Below are 18,965 nucleotides of genomic sequence, written 5' to 3'. Positions count from 1 at the left end.
GGACTCAGACCGCGGGAACGGCCTTCGTGGTCATCACCAGCAGCTGCGGATCCGTCAGGTCGAGCGCCACCGAGATAGAGACGAACTCGGAGAGAGACTCCACGTGCGTTCCGCCGCAGAGGATCTCCGCGTCGCCCTCCGGGAGTTCGCAGTGCCAGCTGCGACGATCAACGATCGCGGGGCCTTCGGGCGCCACGCGGCTCGCCGCACCGGTGGAGACCCACGCGGCCAGCTGCGCGTTGATCGCCGCCTCGCGCTCTCCGAGCGTCGCCACGAAGGTCTCTGTGTCGAATCCGGCCCGGCGCAGGCTCTTGCCCAGGCGGTACTCGTCGACCGCGCCGTCTTCATGGATGCCGCTGGACTGGTTCGCCCTGGCCTCGAAGTTCGGGTTGCCCAGAGCATCCGCACCGGGATCCTTGCGCCACAGATCGCCGAGCGCGATGTCCAACGCCAACGACGCCAGGTGGCACGCGGTGTGGCCGCGGCTGAGGCCTGCCCGTCGTGGGGCGTCGACCGACAACTCGACGCGTGCCCCCTCGACCAGCCAGGATGGAGCGTCGCCGTCGATCGGGTGACCGACGAGCCACGTCCATCCTTCGACGCCGCGCTTGACCGGGATGTCGGCTCCGACCGCGAACTGGCCCTCGTCCGACACGGCGGCCATCACGGCCTCGGCGACACGGACGACGTTCCCTTCGGCAGAGAGCTCGCCTGTGTCTCCTGGCTGGTCCGGCCAGGTGTGGTCGACCGGGTGGAACGGGGTCGCGTCGACCACGACGATCGTTCCCCGCGATGATGTCTCGACCCGCGAGACAGTGCTCGACCCTCTGAGGTCGCCTCCGGCGAAGGACACGATCGTGGACGACGGCATGGAACTCCTCATGTCGGATCGACGGGGTCGGTCAGGCCGTGACGACCTGCGCGGTGCCGAGCGGCGCCTCAGGCCCCATCTCAGCGGCGATGCGGTTGGCCTCTTCGATCAGAGTCGCGACGATGTCGGCCTCCGGCACGGTCTTGATGACCTCGCCCTTGACGAAGATCTGGCCCTTGCCGTTACCGGATGCGACACCGAGGTCAGCCTCACGCGCCTCACCCGGGCCGTTCACGACGCAGCCCATGACGGCCACTCGCAGCGGAACGGTCATGTCCTTGAGTCCCTCGGTGACGTTCTCGGCGAGCGTGTACACGTCGACCTGGGCGCGTCCGCACGAGGGGCACGAGACGATCTCGAGCTTGCGCTCACGGAGGTTCAAGGACTGCAGGATCTGGTGACCGACCTTCACCTCTTCAGCCGGCGGCGCTGACAGAGACACACGGATGGTGTCTCCGATGCCCTCACCGAGCAGGATGCCGAATGCCGTGGCGCTCTTGATCGTGCCCTGGAACGCGGGGCCCGCCTCGGTCACACCGAGGTGCAGCGGCCAGTCGCCCCGCTCGGCGAGCTGACGGTAGGCCTTCACCATCACGATCGGGTCGTTGTGCTTGACCGAGATCTTGAAGTCGTGGAAGTCGTGCTCCTCGAACAGCGAAGCCTCCCAGACGGCGCTCTCGACGAGCGCCTCAGCGGTCGCCTTGCCGTACTTGGTCAGAATGCGGCGGTCGAGCGAGCCCGCATTGACACCGATGCGCAGCGAGACGCCCGCAGCCTTGGCGGCCTCGGCGATCTTGCCGACGTTGCCGTCGAACTCACGGATGTTGCCCGGGTTCACCCGAACTGCGCCGCAGCCCGCGTCGATGGCGGTGTAGATGTAGCGCGGCTGGAAGTGGATGTCGGCGATCACCGGGATCTGGCTCTTCATCGCGATGATCTTCAGCGCGTCGGCGTCGTCCTGATGCGGGACGGCGACGCGGACGATCTCGCATCCGGACGCGGTCAGCTCCGCGATCTGCTGGAGAGTCGCGTTGATGTCCGTCGTCTTCGTCGTCGTCATGGACTGGACGGTCACGGGGGCGTCACCGCCGACGAGCACCTTGCCCACCTTGATCTGGCGAGACTTGCGGCGCGGGGCGAGGACTTCGGGGATCTTCGGCATCCCAAGATTCACTGCTGGCACAACCCCCAGCCTACGCCGCCTGCATGCACGCAGGCTGGATGCCGCACGGCTCGGACGGTCGTCACACGACCGGGGCGGCGGTGCGCGGTGTGATAGTTTTCAGCCCATGCTCGCGAACTTCACCTGGTGGCCCGCCTCTTAGGCGGTGTGTTCGCGTTCCCACGAATCCAGACCGCCTCCGGGGCGGTCTTTTCGTTGAGCCGAGCCGGAGCCATGCACAGGAGACACCGATGACCCTCTCACGTCTTTCCGAGCTCACCGCAGATCCCGCGGCGTCGTTCGTGCTGATCGCCCGAGACGGCGCCGACACCGTCGAGCTGCTCACCGGCGAGGTCGTCGATGTCGAACTGCTGGCTGACATCCCGCTGTCGATAGACGGCATCCCCCGCGAGATCTTCACCATGGTGCCCTACCGTCAGGTGCGCGAGCGCGGCTTCGTCGCCCAGGATGACGGCGCGCCCCTGCGCTGCATCGTGGTCGATGAGCACCTCCACCTGTCCACGTCTGCGCTGCTCGCCGAGCTTCCGACGGATGCCGTGCCGCTGAGCGACGGCGGCTTCGACATCGCCGACGACGAGTACGCAGGGATCGTCGAGACCGTGATCGCCGACGAGATCGGACGCGGTGAAGGCGCGAACTTCGTGATCCGTCGCGACTTCACCGCCGAGATCGAGGTCGACGACCGGACCGCCGCGCTCACCTGGTTCCGGGCTCTTCTCGCGCACGAACGAGGCGCTTATTGGACCTTCGCGGTGGTGACACCCGGGCACATCGCGGTCGGCGCGAGCCCTGAGGCGCACGTCGTCGCGCGCGGCGGCGTCGTCACGATGAATCCCATCTCGGGCACGTTCCGCCACCCTGCGGGGGGAGCCACGAGAGAGACGCTCGTCGACTTCCTCTCCTCGACGAAGGAGACCGAAGAGCTCTTCATGGTGGTGGACGAGGAGCTCAAGATGATGAGCGCCGTATGCTCCGACGGCGGACGCATCACCGGCCCGCATCTGAAGGAGATGTCGCGCCTCACCCACACCGAGTACATGCTCCGCGGGCGCAGTGCGCTCGACCCCCGCGACATCCTGCGCGAGACGATGTTCGCGCCGACCGTGACCGGCTCGCCGATGCAGAACGCATGCGCGGTGATCCGTCGCCATGAGAAGAAGCCGCGCGGCTACTACTCGGGCGTCGCCGCCCTGTTCACTCCGAACGACGCCGGAGGGCACGACCTCGACGCACCGATCCTGATCCGCACCGTGTATCTCCAGGACGGCTCGCTCAGTGTGCCCGTGGGCGCGACGCTCGTGCGCCACTCGGACCCGCACGGCGAGGTGTCGGAGACCCACGGCAAGGCCGCCGGCGTGCTCGGTGCCATCGGGGCGATCGATCGCGACAGCGTCGCCGAGGCGCGCGACGATGCCGACGCGCCGGGCGAACGGCTGCCCCTCGCCGACGACCCCGTAGTCGCTGAGCTCCTCTCCTCGCGCAATGCGCGCCTGGCCGACTTCTGGCTGAATCCGCAGGGTGACGATCTGACCGGACCCTTCGCCGGGCGCTCGGCGATCGTCGTCGATGCGGAGGACCGCTTCACCACGATGCTCGCTCACCAGCTGCGCCACCTCGGACTCGATGTCACGATCCGCGCCTGGAGCGACGTCGACGACGCCGAGCTCGACGCGGCCGACCTCGTGGTCGCCGGCCCGGGGCCCGGCGACCCCCGTGACGTCGAGAGCTCTCGGATCACCAGGTTGCGCGAGGTCGTGTCGCGACGTGTGGACGCCGGGTCGCCACTGCTCGCCGTGTGCCTGAGCCACCAGATCCTCAGCGATCGCCTCGGGATCGCCCTGACGCCCCTCGCCGCGCCGCATCAGGGGCTGCAGAAGTCGGTCCCCGTGTTCGGCGAAGACGCCTCGATCGGCTTCTACAACACCTTCACGGCCAGGGTGACCCCCGGCACGACGTCGACGGGAACGGTCGAGGTGTCGGCCGACCCCGAATCAGGCGACGTCTACGCGCTTCGCGGCGAGCGCTTCGCATCGGTGCAGGGCCACCTGGAGTCGATCCTGTCGCGCGACGGCATCCGCACTCTCGAGCGTCTGGTCTCGCACGCGCTCGCCTGATCCCAAGGCGGATGCCGTCGCGACCCGCCCGTCCAGCCAGCCGACCACGCGAAGGCGGCTCAGCCGCCGAAGATGTTCACCGGGTTGAAGACATCGGCGAGGAGCAGCACGGCCCCCATCACGATGAGCAGTGTCGCCACGACCACGGTCAGCGGCACGAGCCTGGTGGCGTCGACGGGCGGGGGCGGCGGTCGCCGGAACAGCTTCGCCCAGGCGCGGCGGATGCCGTCCCACAGCGCGACGACCACGTGCCCTCCGTCGAGCGGCAGCAGCGGGATCAGGTTGAACACGAACAGTGCGACATTGAGGGATCCGAGAAGCCCGAGAAGCACGGAGAAGCGGTTGAGGATCGGCGCATCGATCGCCGCGACCTCACCCGCGATGCGTCCGACTCCCACGACGCTCAGCGGCCCGTTCGGATCGCGCTCAGACCCGGTGACCAGTGAGACGCCGGTCTCCCAGATCCGCACCGGAAGGGTGACGATCATCGACCCCACGCGCACGACGGTATCGGCCGCCATCTGGGGTCCTGCCGACAGCGGCTGTTGGACGAAGCCCATCTGCGCCGCCATGCCGACGTAGCCGACCTCCCGGACGACGGGCTGCCCGTCCTCGCCGATGACCGGCTGCCCGCTCGCATCGGTGATGGTGCGCTCAGCCTCGATCGGAGTGATGCTCAGAGTCTGCTCGGCACCGTCTCGAAGCACCACCAGTTCCAGGGTCTCTCCTGGAGCGGCCTGCACGATGGCGGTCGCCTGCGCGAAGGTCGACACGGGCTGATCGTCGACGGACACCAGCACGTCGCCGGGCCTGATGCCGGCCTCGGCAGCCGGCGTCGCCGGGTCGTCGGCCTCGCACTCGGTCGCCGTCGATCCGGCGGGCAGGACGCACTGGTTCACCGACGCGATGGTCGTGGTCCCCTGCTGCACTCCGATGCCGGACACCAGAACCGTGAAGATCACGATCGCGAGGATCAGGTTCATCAACGGGCCGCCGAGCATCACGACGACGCGCTTCCACACGGGGAGACGGTAGAAGACGCGGTCCTCAGCACCTTCGGCGATCGTCTCGTCGTTCGCCGATCGTGCGTCCTGCACGAGAGCACGGAAGACGCCCTTCGCCGGGCCCGATGCGGTGGAGGCCGGGTACATCCCCGACATCGAGATGAATCCGCCGAGCGGCAGCAGCTTGAAGCCGTACTCCGTCTCGCCGATGCGCTTGGACCACAGTCTCGGGCCGAAGCCGATCATGTACTGGCCCACACGCACGCCGAAGAGCTTCGCCGGCAGGAGGTGGCCGACCTCGTGCAGACCGATCGACAGGCCGAGGCCGATCAGCATGAACACGATGCCACCCAGATAGAGCAGTGCTTCCACTCCCCCAAGCTAGTGCTCGTCGCCTAGGAATAAGCCCCATGTGCTGCGCAGGGCGATGACGCGGCGCGGTTAGGCTTGTGTCGTGACCTCCCGCCAGCTGCGACTTCTGCGCGCAGCCGCGGCGTCCGGTGCCGCAACCCTCGTGGCCGCGGCGTCGCACACCACCGCGGGCGGAGCCGCCCCGCATCCGCTCTTGGTCATCGCCGTCGCAGCGCTCCTCGTGCCTCTCGCGGCACTGCTCATCGGCGCCCGGGTCTCCAGATCGCGCGTCGCTCTGACGGTGCTGGTCAGTCAGGGGCTCTTCCACCTCGTGTTCCAGCTGCTCGGCACACCGACCGGCACGACGGCGCTCGGCGGCCACGAACACCATCTCGACCTCGCCGCCCTGGGCCCGGTGGTCGCGACGACCGCTCCTGATGCGCTCATGATCGTCGGTCACGCCATCGCAGCGATCATCACCACCGCTCTGGTCTGTCACGGCGAGTCGTCGGTGCGAGCGATCGCCGGCTGGGTGCAGGCACGCCTGCGCCGCACGGTCACCCTGTTCCGACCGGCCCATGAACGTCCCGCCTTCCCGGTGTCCGCGATCCGAGTGCCGACCGAGAACGACTTCTCGGTATCGGTCTCGCGCCGCGGTCCTCCTGTGCACGTCTGATCACGTATCGCCTCCCCGAGGCGTTTCCACCTTCCCGCGGATGCCGCGCACACCGACGCGCCCGCAGATCAGCACACAGGAGTACCACCATGCGTTCCACCACCACCCGCCGCAACATCACCGCAGGACTCGTCGGCGGCACGATCCTCGCTCTCGCCCTCCCCACGATGGCCAGCGCCCACGTCAGTGTCAGCCCGGATGAGCTGACTGCAGGAGACCACGGCGTACTCACCTTCTCGTTCGCCCACGGCTGCGAGAACTCGCCGACCACCTCGCTGAAGGTGACGATGCCCGAGGGCCTCGCATCGGTCGCGCCCACCATGGACAGCGACTGGACGATCGACATCGAGAAAGGCGATGACGGCCTCGTCAGCGCCGTGACCTACACCGCCATCGCGCCGGTGCCCAATGAACTGCGCGGCGCAGTGAGCATGGCTGTCGGGCTCGACGAGGACACGCCCGACTCGCTCGCATTCCCGGTCGTCCAGACATGCGTCGAGGGCAGCACCGAATGGACGCAGCTCGCAGAGGACGGCGAAGATCCGCACAGCCTCGACGCCCCGGCTCCGGTCGTCGAGGTCGTCGCCGCGTCCGCTGACGGACACGGGGAGCACGGCTCCGCGGACGAGGCCGGAGACGCGGACACCGCGAATTCGGATGCCGACGACGATGCGGTCTCCGCGAACGCGCTCGGCACGGCACTGGGCGCGGGCGGCCTCGTCGCCGGCATCGCCGCACTCGTCGTCTCCGTACTGGCGTACCGCCGCAAGGCGTGACGCACCGGCGCGTCTCCTCGGCTCGATGGGGCCGAGGAGACGTGCCGCACCCCGTGTTCTCCTCGGAGCCGTGAGATCATTGATGCGACATGTCGATTGAACAACAACCGAGCCTGCCTCCCGTGCTCCGCCCCGCGAACCCGCCCCGGCGTGAGCTGTCCGAACTCGCCTCTCGATTCGCACGAGACGTCCGCGGCGAGGTGAACGGTGTCACCCTGTCAGGGATCACCCTCGCCACCGCCGACCTCCGCCCCGGCGAGGCCTTCGTCGCGATCCGGGGTGTGAACCGCCACGGGGCCGAGTTCGCGGCCACCGCCGCCGAGAAGGGTGCCGTCGCGATCATCACCGACGCGGACGGCGCCGACATCGCCGAACCGGCCGGACTCCCCGTGCTCATCGTGGACGACCCCCGCGCCGTGCTCGGTGCACTGAGCGCCTGGGTCTACGGCACGGGCGCAGGCGAGCCGCTCCCGCTGCTGTTCGCCACCACGGGCACCAACGGCAAGACGAGCGTCTCGCATCTGCTCGAGGGCATCCTCGGCCAGCTCGGCGTCGTCACCGGACTCTCGTCGACCGCCGAGCGCCACATCGCCGGTGAGGTCATCGTCTCGAGACTGACGACCCCGGAAGCCTCCGAGATGCACGCGCTGCTCGCGCTGATGCGCGAGCGCGACGTCGAGGCCGTCGCCGTCGAAGTCAGCGCTCAGGCGCTCTCTCGTCACCGCGTGGACGGCATCCGCTTCGACGTCGCCGGCTTCACCAATCTCAGCCATGACCACCTCGACGACTACGCCGACATGGAGGAGTACTTCGAGGCCAAGCTGGCGCTGTTCCGACCGGATCGGGCGACGCGCGCAGTGGTATGCCTCGACTCACCGTCGGGCGCCACCGTCGCGCAGCGCTCGGAGATCCCCGTGGTCACCGTCGGCACCCCCTCGATCGCCGCCGATCCCGAGGCCGCGGCCCGCGCGGACTGGGTCGTGGTGATCGACGACGAGCGCGCATCCGGAACCACGTTCACGCTGACCGGCCCGGCAGGAAGACTGACGACGACCGTTCCCGTGATCGGCCCGCACATGGCGGCGAACGCCGCCCTCGCGATCGTGATGCTGCTCGAAGGCGGCTACGAATGGGACCGCATCGCCTCGGCGCTCGACCGTGACGGCGGCATCCTGGCGCATCTCCCGGGTCGCACCCAACTCGTCTCCGGCGACACCGGCCCTGTCGTCTTCGTCGACTTCGGGCACTCTCCCGACGCGTTCGAGAAGACCCTCGCCGCGGTCCGCCGCGTCACACCAGGCAAGGTGCTGATGCTCTTCGGCGCCGACGGCGACCGCGATGCCAGCAAACGCTTCGATATGGCGCGCACTGCCGTGGAGGGCAGTGACATCCTCGTCGTGACGGACCACCACCCCCGCTTCGAAGACCCCGATTCGATCAGGGCCACTCTCGTCGCCGGAGCCCGCGCGACGCGGCCAGACGCCCAGATCCACGAGTACTCGCCACCCGAGGCGGCCATCGTGGCAGCGGTCGGCCTGGTCGGAGAGGGCGACTCGATCCTGTGGGCGGGTCCGGGGCATCAGGACTATCGCGACATCCGGGGCGTGCGCACGCCCTATTCGGCCCGCGAGCTGGCGCGACGTGCGCTGCGTGCGGCCGGGTGGCCGGTGCCCGATTCGCACTGGCCGGTCCCCTACCCCGACGAGGACTGACCCGAGCGCCGGTGCCGTCGCTATTCGCGGCGGCGCGGCAGCGGGGCGGCCCTCGTCGTCTCTCGCCTCGAGCGGGCGACCGCCTGAGCGCGGATCAGGCTCGCGCGATCAGCTCGTCAGCCTTGCGGCGCGCCCACTCCTCGGCCTCGGCGAGCGATTCGACCGTCAGCGTCTGCGGCGGCTCGTGGGCATCGACCACGCGCGAGATCGTGTCGACGATTCCGAGGAACGGCAGGCGTCCCTCATGGAAGGCATCGACCGCCTGCTCGTTGGCGGCGTTGTAGACCGCGGGGAATGTCGCGCCCGCACGGCCCACGGCCTTGGCGAGGTCGACAGCCGGGAACGCGACGTCGTCGAGCGGCTCGAAGGTCCACGAGGTCGCCTGGGTCCAGTCGAGGGGCCGTCCGACCCCGCCGACGCGACTCGGCCAGTCGAGCCCCAGCGAGATCGGCAGACGCATGTCGGGCGGGGACGCCTGGGCGATCGTCGAGCCGTCGATGAACTCGACCATCGAGTGCACGATCGACTGCGGGTGCACGACGACCTCTATGTCGTCGTAGGCGACGTCGAACAGCAGGTGCGCCTCGATCACCTCGAGACCTTTGTTCACCAGCGTCGCGGAGTTCGTCGTGACCATCCGGCCCATGTCCCATGTCGGGTGCGCGAGTGCCTCCTGGGGGGTGACCTCGAGCATCTGCTCGCGTGAGCGCCCGCGGAACGGCCCACCGGATGCCGTCACCACCAGGCGCCTCACCTCGGCGTGGGTGCCGCTGCGCAGCGCCTGCGCCAGGGCCGAGTGCTCCGAGTCGACAGGGACGATCTGGTCAGGGGCGGCCGCAGCGAGAACCAGCTCACCACCGACGATGAGGGATTCCTTGTTCGCGAGAGCGAGGGTTCTGCCGGCTTTCAGCGCCGCAAGAGTGGAACCGAGTCCGATCGATCCGGTGATCGCGTTGAGCACCACGTCGGCCTCGACATCGCGGACCAGCTGCTCGGCCTCGGCCGCACCCAGTGCGGTGCTGTCGACGTGGAAGCTCGCAGCCTGATCCGCGAGCATCTCGGCGTTCGTCCCGGCGGCGAGGCCGACGAGTTCGAAACGTCGAGGATTGGCGCGGATGACGTCGAGCGCCTGCGTGCCGATGGAGCCGGTGGAGCCGAGGACGATGATGCGACGCATGCCGCCAGCCTATGGCAAGCCCCCGGCCCCTCTGCGTTACGGCGCCTGCTCGACCGGAGTCGTCGCGAGGATGTCGACGACGAAGACGAGGGTCTCTCCGGTCAGATCGGTGTCGTTCGTCTCGCCCTCACCGTAGCCGTCCTTCGGAGGCATGGCGACGACCACCTGCGACCCGACCTTCTGGCCTTCGAGGGCCATCTTGAACCCGGGGACCACTCCGCTGGTCGGGAACTGCGATGGCGCTGCGTCCCGGCTCCAGCTCGAGTCGAACTCGGAGCCGTCCGACCACTTCACGCCGCGGTACTGCACCGTGACGAGGTCGCCCGCTCCGACGACGGCGCCGTCGCCCTGCTTGAGGACGGCCACCTCCGTCTCGGTGGGGGCGTCGGCGTCGGGGATCGTGATGGTGGGAGAACCGGCGTCGTCGAGCTCGACGACGGGCATGCCCTCGGTCGCATCGACATCGGAGCCGGAAGCCGTCGTGGGAAGCTGCTCGATCGTCTCGACGTAGAGGACGCTCGGGTTCATGCCCTCCTGCGCTGCAGGAAGGGTCAGGACGACGCTCGAACCGATCGGGAGGCACTCCGCCGCGACGGTGAAGACGGTGGACTGCGTCGGATCGACGATCTGCTGCGGCTGCTGGACGGCGAGGAGAGCGGACAGGACTCCGTCGGGCCCGCGCTCCGAGGTGCTGAGCACTTCGTTGGTCGTGGCGTCGATCAGCTGGTAGCGCAGCGACACGAGGTCTCCGGGCATGACGTCGTCGCCATCGCCCTCGACCACGACCGAACGCTCGGCCTCGGCGAGATCTGTGCCCTCGGGTACGGAGACCTTGGCACCTGCGCCGGATCCCTCGACGGACACGGCATCGGAGCCTGCCCCCGACGCGATGTCAGCGAGGCAGGAGCTCTCGGAGCCGGCATCCGGGGTGGCGGTCGATTCCGGAGTCGCGCCACCGGAGCACCCGGCGAGCAGAAGGGTCGCCGCGGCGACGGTGGACAGGACGATAAGCGGACGCTTGCGCACAGTTGAACCTCAGGATCGCGGGCGGGACACCCCATCATCTCTCACGCCCCTTTGCTGATGCTGGGAGGCGCGCGCTAGCGCTTCATTCCCGCCGCGGCATGATTGCCGGGGTAATCTGCTCTGATGACGTCAGAGCAGTCCGTGGAGCCCGAAACTTCGCCCGCAGACACTGAGAAGCCTCGTCACGCAGGCTTCGCCTATGCGCTCGGTCGCAGCCTCATCACCCCGCTCGCGCGCACGATCTACCGCCCACGCATCGAGGGCAGGGAGAACGTCCCGAAGGACGGCGCGGTGATCTTCGCGAGCAATCACCTCTCCTTCATCGACTCGATCGCGATTCCGGTGGCCTCTCCGCGTCCCGTGCATTTTCTGGCGAAGTCCACCTATTTCGAGGGGACGGGGTTCAAGGGCTGGCTCAGCAAGACGTTCTTCGAGTCCATCGGCGCCATCTCCGTGCGCCGTGGTGCGGGCAAGGCCGCCCTCGACGCCCTCGACGTGCAACGCCAGCTGCTCGACGAGGGCCTCGCCGTCGCTCTCTATCCCGAGGGCACGCGTTCGACCGACGGACGCCTGTACAAGGGGCGCACGGGTGTGGCCTTCCTTGCGCTGCAGACCGGAGCACCTGTCGTCCCGGTCGGATTGATCGGCACGGACAAGGTCATGCCCGTCGGCGCCAAGATGCCCACTCTGAAGGAACGCATCACGGTGCGCTTCGGCGAACCGCTCGACCTCTCGCCCCATGGCCCCGCCACGAGCGGTCGCGCCCGCAGACTCGCGACGGACGAGATCATGGCCGCGATCCATGCCCTGTCCGGCCAGGAGCTGGCCGACGCCTACAACGAGGCTCCCGCGCAGAGCACGATCGAGAAGATCAAGCAGGCGCTCCCCCACGAACGCCGCTGACGCGGACCGACCGCTCAGTCCGTCTCGGCGCGCACCGACGCCTCGTGCCGCACCGGGAAGTTCATCGAGTTCGCGATGAAGCACCATTCGTTGGCCTGCGCATGAGCACGCTCGGCCGCGTCGATCATCGACACATCCGCGACGACCACCTCCGGACGCAACATCACCTCGACGAACGCGCCGCCGCCTTTCCCGTCCTCCCGCATCATCCCCGAAGCCGAGTCCCGATAGGAGACGACGACGACGCCTGCAGTGACGCAGGCGTGCAGGTAGGAGAGCAGATGGCACTCGGAGAGCGAGGCGAGCAGCAGATCCTCGGGATTCCACCGCGACGGATCGCCACGGAACGGCTTGTCGGCTGAGGCGAGGATGTCGGGCTTGCCCGCGACCTCCAGCGTGACATCGCGACGATATTCGCGATAGCCGCTGGTGCCGGTGCCGGAGTTGCCGGTCCAGGTGGAGCTGAGTGAATAGCGATGCTCGCCGAGCGGCACTGGTCTATCTGCCATGTCGACAGTCTGCCACCAGGAAGCCCTCGACGATCCCCGCGCCTGGCACTGCGTGCACCCAACCGACGATATCCTTGGGAGGTGCTGGAGACTCTCACCGTTCAAGATGCCGTGGAACTCGCCGTCGTCGAACGGAGCGGATTCATCGAGTCCCGCCACGCGGGAGCAGCGGTGGTGCTCTCACCTGATGGCGACATCGTCGCGCGCTATGGGAACGCGGACGCTCTGATCCTGCCTCGCTCGAGCCTCAAGCCGTTGCAGGCCGTGGCGTGCATCACCGCAGGAGCCGCTCTGGAGGGCGCGCAGCTCGCCATGTCCACCGCGAGCCACAGCGGCACCGACCGTCATGCCGCGGTCGTCCGAGACGTCCTCACCGAGGGCGGCCTCACCGAGGACCACCTGGGTTGCCCACCGGCGTGGCCCGGCGATACGTCCGCCCGTGACGAGCTCGTGCGCGAGCACGGTGCGCAGACCCGCATCCGCATGAACTGCTCCGGCAAGCATGCGGCGATGCTTCGCGCCTGCGTCGCGACCGGCTGGCCCACCGACAGCTACCTCGACCCGACTCACCCGCTGCAGCTGCACATCCGCGAGGTCATCGAGCGTCTGACCGGCGAGAAGGTCGCCCACACGGCGATCGACGGATGCGGCGCCCCGGTCTACGCGATCACGCTGACGGGTCTCGCCCGTTCGATCCACCGGATCGGCACCGCCTCCGATCGCTCTCCGTTCGCCCTGCATCGGGTCGCAGGTTCTCTGGTGCGCGCGGTGCGCGAGCACCCGTGGACCATCGACGGACCCGGTCGCCCTGACACCATCGCGATCGAGAAGCTCGGGGTGTTCGCGAAGGGCGGCGCAGAGGGCGTCATGGTCATGGTCGCTCCGAACGGAACGACCGTGGCGCTGAAGATGCTCGACGGCGGCGCACGCGCATCGACCATCGTGGCCGCGACTCTGCTCGCACGCGCAGGCGGGCTCACCGACTCCGAGGTCGCGACTCTCTCCGCCGCTCTGCCTCTCGAGGTGCTCGGTGGCGGCGCGGAGGTCGGAGCCGTCCGCCCCGGCAGCGGCATCTGACCACACGACGTACCGCTGCTCATCGCCCGGACGCCAGTGCCGGGACCACGACACGACGAGGCCCGGCGTCGCCGATCAGAGACCAGGCACGTCCGGCATGCGGTCGCGCGTAGGGCGGGAGTTCTCGCACGCCCGCGAGCTGCCGCAGCTCGGCGGCGTTCTCTGCCCGGATGACAGTCTCACCCTCTCGGCGCACCCGTTGCCACAGCGGCCAGTTCCGTTGCCACGCGTCCGCGTCGCCGATCAGTATGGTCGGACGTGTCGACGTCGTGAGGTCGCGAGGTTCACCCGAGAGCGCCACGACATCGCATCCTGGGTGCGCGGCGGCCAGCGATTCGGCGACCGTCGGCACCCCCGCGGTGACGAGCGCCGTGAGAGCGCATCGCGGCGACCAACCGCTGTCCTGCCGATGCCGAGAGGCACCGTGGGCAGGGCCTGACGATCGCAGTCGCTCCTCGGGTACCCAGACCAGCTGGATCTCTCGATCTCCCATCCGCATCCGCCCCGGCGGTCGGTCTCGATCGAAACCGTCGGACTCGCCGCCTGCGGCGAGATGATCGACACGGCTCGGCATCCTCAGGAGCCCCCGGCGTGGCAGCGCATCGAGAAGCCGACCGATGGGCCCCGCCGCTCTCGTCGCCGTGAGCACGAAGGTGGTACGGGAACCGTGCCGCAGGATCTGATCCCAGAGCTGCGCGACATGCTGACCGTATTCCACAGGCAGCTCGCTGATCCTGACGTCGATGTCGTCGCAGAGAACGAGACCTGCGCCGCGCGATCCGTCTGCCGCCAGAGCGACGACGGCGTCCCAGGCGTGCTCCGGGTCGGACGGTATCCAGAGCGGGTCTGCGTGCTGCCTGGCCAGCGCACGCAGAGCCGAGGTACGCCCCGACCCCGGCCCACCCAGGAGCACGATGCCACGATCGGACCCGATTGAGAGGAACACGAGCGGCTGGCGCTGACGCTCCGGCTCGTCGGCTCGCCCCAGAACGGCATCGCCCTTCCGCGTCTCCACCTGAAGCGTGGCCAGTGGGAGCATACGCGGAAGCACGGGCAGCCACGGGCTGTGCGGGCTTTCGGCGTCGGCCCATCTCATGGCGATGGCTCTCAGGTCGGCCGCGCCCGTCAGCGCCACTCTCATCGCCGTCGGTTCCGCATCCTGGGGACGACGGACCAACGCCAGTCCCCTGGACTCCACCCCGCCGGGAAGCTCAGCCGCACCGTCGGTGCCGATCACGGCGCGGCTGTCTGCGGCGTCTGCAACGCGCAGGCTCACTCGAAGCGGGCAGTTGGCTGCCAGCGCATCGCGGATCACGCCGGAAGCACGCTGGGTTCCGAGGATCAGATGCATACCGAGGGCTCTGCCCCGAGCAGCGATATCGGTGAACACGGCACCGAGGTCGGCATGATCCTGAAGCAGCGCCGCGAACTCGTCGACCACGATCACCAGCCTCGCCATTCCGATCTCCCGCACATCACGTGCGCCGGCCTCTGCGAGGACGGACTCACGGCGGCGCAGCTCTGCGGTCAGGCTCGAGACTCCTCTGCGCGCACCCTCCTCATCGAGATCCGTGATGACCGCGGCCACCTGCGGAAGCGTCCGAAGCGGCTCGAAAGCCGTGCCCCCTTTGAAATCCGCCAGGACGAAAGTCACTCGATCCGGCCCATGGCTGCTCGCCATGGCTGTCACCCACGACACCAGCAGCTCGCTCTTGCCGCTGCCCGTCGTGCCGGTCACGATGGCGTGCGGCCCGTCGTCGACGATGTCGAGCAGGACGTCGGCGTGTTCGCCTCGGCCCACCACCGCAGCGAGACCGACCTGCGACTCGGGCTGGCGGAGGTCGCTCAGTGCCACCCTGCTCGGGAGCGAGTCCAGCTCATCGCCCTCGACCGAGCTCTCTTCTGCGGTCGCGATCGCCTGATCGCGGGACACGCATTCGGTGGAGACCTCGACGATCCCCCGCGGTGTGCGCACGCTCGCGCGGTGCGGCTCGACGATGTCGATGACCGTCGTGATTCCCTCGGGGACATCCTCGCCGCGTCCGAGCAGCCAGATCACGGCGTCAGCCGCCGGCCGGGGGTCTCCGCTTCGCGCCACCGCGACGCGGAGCGACCCGCGCCGCGTGAAGCGCGCCTGCGGAAACCGCGCGACCCCCAGCTCCTCGAGATGTGGGCCGACGATCGACATCTGCGCAGCTCCGAATCTCACACACAGCTGCACCACGAGGGCTCTCGCTACGGAGGCGACGACGGGGTGCGCACCGCGCAGACCGAGGCCACTGCTGAGCGGAACCGTCATCGGTACGTTCTCGACCCTGGCGCATCGCGTCTTGAAGTCTCGTTCGCGTTCCCCGTCGCCCCCCGACGCCCGCACACCGCTGGTGCCGACACCGCTGCCGACGACGATCTCGGTGTCGGCGTCCGGTGGCTCGAGGCCGCGCAGCGGAGGTTGCGCCAGACCTGCCGCCGCATCGGGATGACGGTGCCATCGCATCTGACGCTCGTCATCATGGAGCCGTGACAGCTGCGCTTCCGCGAGCGACCACGCCGCCGCGCTCTCGGCCTCCGCGACGCGGAACGCCTTTCGCCGGGAGCGCGACCCGTCGATCAGCGACGCGAGGATCATCAGAGGTCCGAGCGCTGCGAAGCACAGCGAGAACAGGGAACCGGTGACGAGCCAGAGCACCACCCCGGCGGCGACGGGCACGAGCGCCGCGATGAACGGCGTCGGCGGTCTGCGTGCGGGCACGGGGGCGGCGGGGATCGCTATGGGCAGAGAATCCATGCCCCCAGTGGACCGCGCGGGAGGGGCCCAGTGAGCGCCCTCCACAGAGATCGGACGTTATTCGGAGGATTCGCCCTGTGTGGAGGAGGACTTGTCCGCTACGGAGGGGGCCTCGTCAGGCGCCGAAGAGGACTCGTCCTCGATCTGCACGATGACGAGCGTCACGTTGTCGCGGCCGCCGTTCTCCAACGCCGCCGCGAGCATCGCATCGACGGCAGCGGCAGGATCGGCGTTCTCACGGAGGAAATGCTGGATGCCGTAGTCGGTGAGCTCTTTCGTCAGCCCGTCCGAGCAGATCACGAACCGGTCGCCCGGGCGGACATCGAGAGTGACGTAGTCGGGTGCAGTGAGTTCACTCGCTCCCACGGCTCGTGTGATCACATTGCTGTAGGGGTGACCCTCGGCCTCTTCGGGGCTGATCTTGCCAGCGGCGATGAGCTCCTGGACGACCGAGTGGTCGGTGGTGATCTGCACCAGACGTTCGTCCCGGAGAAGGTACACACGCGAGTCGCCGATGTTGAGCGAGGTCCAGTGCGGCTCGTCCCCCTCGAACTCGAGGAAGACCCCGGTGAGGGTGGTCCCGGTGCCTTCATCGGTGGTCTCGGGGTGGTCGGCGATGTCGGCAACGGCCAGCTGGAGCGCTCCCTCGATGGCTCCGCGATCGACCGCGCCGGCGGCGACGACCGCATCGAGTCGTCTGACCGTGCTCCGGCTCGCGATCTCTCCACCGGCATGACCCCCCATGCCGTCGGCGACGATGAACAGCGGGTAGTCCGCGAAGAACGCATCCTGATTCGTCTCACGGCGGCGCCCCACATCAGTGACACCCGCCCAGGAGAGCAACAGCGAACGCTGCGCAACCCTGACGCTGTGCGTCTTCGTCGTCGTCTCAGCCACTCATCGCCTCCGGATCGCCTGCGGGTCGGGGTCCCCCAGGACACTCACACATCGTAGTGGACGCTGCCACGGTGGCACTCGCGCCCGTGAAGGCCGCTCGCAGTCGAGCGGCGCCGTCCCGGGGCTGCGACATGACCATGCCTCCACGTTATCGTCTTCAACCGGTGCTCTGAGCCACAGAGCGTCGTCTCCGTACAGCACAGAGCCCCCGACCGAAGTCGAGGGCTCTGTGTCGCGTCAGATCAGGCCGGGGGCTGCGTGGGGTCCGTGGGCGGAACCTGCGGAGCTGCCGGGGGCGCTGCGGGCGGAGCGGGCGGAGCCGTCGGGGGTGTCGACGGCGCAGCGGGCGGAACGCCGGGTGCGGCCGGGGACGACGGTGCCGCCGGCGGGGCGTAGCCGGGCTGGGCAGGCTGGGCCGGCGGGGCGTAGCCGGGCTGAGCGGGCGGAGTGTAGCCCTGCGGCGCGGGAGGCGCATAGCCCTGCTGGGGAGCGCCGTAGCCCTGCGGAGCGCCGTAGCCGGGGCCCGCGACCGGGCGCGGCTGCACGGGCACGCCGTCCCAGACGGTGGAGTCAGCGAGGAAGCTGTTCCCTGCCCACGGAGCGGGAACGATGTTCGGGTTCCAGCGGGACTTGTCGAAGGCGTTGATGCCGTACCAGACGATCGAGAGCAGAACGAACAGGACGACCCAGACAGCGTCCTTCTGCAGCTTGAGCCCGACACGCCATGCAGCGAGAGCGAGGACGACCGCGAGCGCGATACCCGTCAGGAAGTTGAGGTACGGGATGAACGAGAGCCCGATGCCGATCAGGACGACCCACGGTGAGATGTCTCCGAGCTTCGCGAAGATCATCGTGTTGTACACGGGAACCCACGCGCGCCACTTGCCCTGCACGCCCGCCTTTTCGAAGATCTTCATCAGGAAGATCGACGAGATCACATAGAACGCCAGTGCGAAGAGCAGACTGATCAAGAAGACGACGAAGAGGCCGGCGATAGCCGCCCCGTTGTCGTAATAGTCGTTGTACATGATCCCCTCCGGATCCGATGGAGCTGACGCTGTGCGCGCCGCGACACCAACCATATCGGTGTGCTGATATTTGGGGCAACGACACACGCGCGGAGAACTCCCTGCGCGACATGCTCGGTCATTCCGCGACGACGAGCTCCACGACACCGGGTTCGTCGGTGCGGCGGAGAACGAGTCCCCGGCCACCGGTCCACGTCTCCAGCGTCCGAAGCGACCGGATGCGGGGGCGGTCCTCGGCGAGAGCCCGCACGAGGAGCCCCTTGGACTTCTTGTTGAAGTGGTTGAGAGCGCGACCGTGCTCCGTCACGACTCGCACGTAGCAGGAGGCGACGGCGTCCGGCACCGGGCCGAGCGCGACGTAGGCCTCGCTGCGCAGATCGAGGACGAAGTCGGGGTCCTCCCCCGCTATCGCCTCCATGGTGGCGTCAGCCCAGTGTCGGCGCAGCGCGGGCAGACCTGGAAGCGATATCCCTGCAGCGAGACGGTACGGCGGTATGGGATCGAGAGCGCCTACCGGGCCGAGCGGGGCCGAGTGGATCCACACGTGTGCGCCGAGCCAGCGACGGGATGCGGGAACGAGACTGCCCGCGTCGAGCGCGTCATACAGGACACCGGTGTACCGATCCACGGCCGGCATGGTCGCCGCGGAGCGCAGCATCCGATTGTGCGCGACATCGCCGGCCTGCTTCGGACTGAGTTTCAGCACTTTCCGCGCGTGCTCTTCGTCTCCTGCAAGATCGACGAGAGCGTCGATCACCTCGTGACGCTTCGCGCCGAGGCCCGGAAGCGCGAGCGCGCCCAGGTCGAGAGGGGCACCGTCGCCTCCGGATCGCTTCGTCTCTGACGGGGGCAGCAGAATCTTCATGACACCTCGGT

Annotated in this window: 16 protein-coding genes; 6 read left to right on the top strand and 10 right to left on the bottom strand. The window is 68.6% G+C overall.

Annotated features, from left to right (window positions below; all coding sequences use genetic code 11):
• Window positions 1-4: 4 nt before the first annotated feature.
• Together MRBLMI13_RS01910 and ispG are read right to left on the bottom strand one after the other, a co-directional pair.
• Window positions 5-871 carry a hypothetical protein gene (locus MRBLMI13_RS01910; protein WP_367820842.1) on the bottom strand — a complete coding sequence of 289 codons (867 nt, stop codon included), beginning with the start codon at window positions 869-871 and terminating at the stop codon, window positions 5-7.
• A gap of 31 nt (window positions 872-902) precedes the next feature.
• Complete coding sequence (ispG, locus tag MRBLMI13_RS01905; protein WP_042541832.1) at window positions 903-2,033, bottom strand: flavodoxin-dependent (E)-4-hydroxy-3-methylbut-2-enyl-diphosphate synthase; 1,131 nt, start codon at window positions 2,031-2,033, stop codon at window positions 903-905.
• A gap of 251 nt (window positions 2,034-2,284) precedes the next feature.
• On the opposite strand from ispG, the gene MRBLMI13_RS01900 reads away from it, so the two are divergent.
• A complete protein-coding gene (locus MRBLMI13_RS01900; protein ID WP_367820844.1) occupies window positions 2,285-4,168 on the top strand; it encodes a chorismate-binding protein in 1,884 nt (627 codons plus the stop codon).
• Window positions 4,169-4,227: 59 nt separating this feature from the next.
• Here the strand turns inward: MRBLMI13_RS01900 and MRBLMI13_RS01895 are convergent, their stop codons facing one another.
• Window positions 4,228-5,544, bottom strand: coding sequence for a M50 family metallopeptidase (locus MRBLMI13_RS01895; protein ID WP_367820846.1), 1,317 nt, complete (start codon window positions 5,542-5,544; stop codon window positions 4,228-4,230).
• An 82-nt stretch (window positions 5,545-5,626) separates the two neighbouring features.
• Here MRBLMI13_RS01895 and MRBLMI13_RS01890 point away from each other — a divergent pair, with 82 nt between their 5' ends.
• From MRBLMI13_RS01890 to MRBLMI13_RS01880, 3 genes are all read left to right on the top strand, one after another.
• On the top strand, window positions 5,627-6,199 hold the full coding sequence (locus MRBLMI13_RS01890) for a hypothetical protein (protein ID WP_367820848.1): 573 nt from the start codon (window positions 5,627-5,629) through the stop codon (window positions 6,197-6,199).
• 89 nt (window positions 6,200-6,288) lie between these two features.
• The gene (locus MRBLMI13_RS01885) at window positions 6,289-6,975 is read left to right on the top strand and encodes a YcnI family protein (protein ID WP_079112645.1); all 687 of its coding nucleotides are present in this window, start codon (window positions 6,289-6,291) and stop codon (window positions 6,973-6,975) included.
• Window positions 6,976-7,064: 89 nt separating this feature from the next.
• Window positions 7,065-8,687 carry a Mur ligase family protein gene (locus MRBLMI13_RS01880; RefSeq protein WP_367820850.1) on the top strand — a complete coding sequence of 541 codons (1,623 nt, stop codon included), beginning with the start codon at window positions 7,065-7,067 and terminating at the stop codon, window positions 8,685-8,687.
• A gap of 94 nt (window positions 8,688-8,781) precedes the next feature.
• Here MRBLMI13_RS01880 and dxr read toward each other — a convergent pair whose 3' ends face one another.
• Both dxr and MRBLMI13_RS01870 read right to left on the bottom strand, forming a co-directional pair.
• On the bottom strand, window positions 8,782-9,864 hold the full coding sequence (gene dxr / locus MRBLMI13_RS01875; protein WP_367820852.1) for a 1-deoxy-D-xylulose-5-phosphate reductoisomerase: 1,083 nt from the start codon (window positions 9,862-9,864) through the stop codon (window positions 8,782-8,784).
• Window positions 9,865-9,900: 36 nt separating this feature from the next.
• Window positions 9,901-10,890 (bottom strand): FKBP-type peptidyl-prolyl cis-trans isomerase, encoded by a 990-nt coding sequence (locus MRBLMI13_RS01870; RefSeq protein WP_367820854.1) that lies wholly within the window; start codon window positions 10,888-10,890, stop codon window positions 9,901-9,903.
• A gap of 123 nt (window positions 10,891-11,013) precedes the next feature.
• Here MRBLMI13_RS01870 and MRBLMI13_RS01865 point away from each other — a divergent pair, with 123 nt between their 5' ends.
• The gene (locus tag MRBLMI13_RS01865; RefSeq protein ID WP_367820856.1) at window positions 11,014-11,793 is read left to right on the top strand and encodes a lysophospholipid acyltransferase family protein; all 780 of its coding nucleotides are present in this window, start codon (window positions 11,014-11,016) and stop codon (window positions 11,791-11,793) included.
• Window positions 11,794-11,807: 14 nt separating this feature from the next.
• Here MRBLMI13_RS01865 and MRBLMI13_RS01860 read toward each other — a convergent pair whose 3' ends face one another.
• Entirely contained in the window at window positions 11,808-12,287 is a 480-nt protein-coding gene (locus tag MRBLMI13_RS01860; protein WP_367820858.1) for an OsmC family protein, read from the bottom strand.
• Between the two features lie 96 nt (window positions 12,288-12,383).
• Here MRBLMI13_RS01860 and MRBLMI13_RS01855 point away from each other — a divergent pair, with 96 nt between their 5' ends.
• Window positions 12,384-13,379, top strand: coding sequence for an asparaginase (locus MRBLMI13_RS01855; RefSeq protein ID WP_042541841.1), 996 nt, complete (start codon window positions 12,384-12,386; stop codon window positions 13,377-13,379).
• Between the two features lie 19 nt (window positions 13,380-13,398).
• Here the strand turns inward: MRBLMI13_RS01855 and MRBLMI13_RS01850 are convergent, their stop codons facing one another.
• The 4 genes from MRBLMI13_RS01850 to MRBLMI13_RS01835 all read right to left on the bottom strand — a co-directional run bounded on the left by MRBLMI13_RS01850 (window position 13,399) and on the right by MRBLMI13_RS01835 (window position 18,954).
• Entirely contained in the window at window positions 13,399-16,164 is a 2,766-nt protein-coding gene (locus tag MRBLMI13_RS01850) for an FtsK/SpoIIIE domain-containing protein (protein ID WP_367820861.1), read from the bottom strand.
• 57 nt (window positions 16,165-16,221) lie between these two features.
• A complete protein-coding gene (locus MRBLMI13_RS01845) occupies window positions 16,222-17,061 on the bottom strand; it encodes a PP2C family protein-serine/threonine phosphatase (protein WP_367820863.1) in 840 nt (279 codons plus the stop codon).
• Window positions 17,062-17,303: 242 nt separating this feature from the next.
• The gene (locus MRBLMI13_RS01840; protein WP_052493006.1) at window positions 17,304-18,089 is read right to left on the bottom strand and encodes a DUF5684 domain-containing protein; all 786 of its coding nucleotides are present in this window, start codon (window positions 18,087-18,089) and stop codon (window positions 17,304-17,306) included.
• Window positions 18,090-18,207: 118 nt separating this feature from the next.
• A complete protein-coding gene (locus MRBLMI13_RS01835; RefSeq protein WP_309687733.1) occupies window positions 18,208-18,954 on the bottom strand; it encodes a YaaA family protein in 747 nt (248 codons plus the stop codon).
• Window positions 18,955-18,965: the final 11 nt, after the last annotated feature.

The organism is Microbacterium sp. LMI13-1-1.1 (assembly GCF_040815625.1).
Lineage (GTDB): Bacteria > Actinomycetota > Actinomycetes > Actinomycetales > Microbacteriaceae > Microbacterium > Microbacterium forte.
Note: the sequence above shows the minus strand (reverse complement) of the source record. Positions and strands in the feature narration are given on the sequence as shown.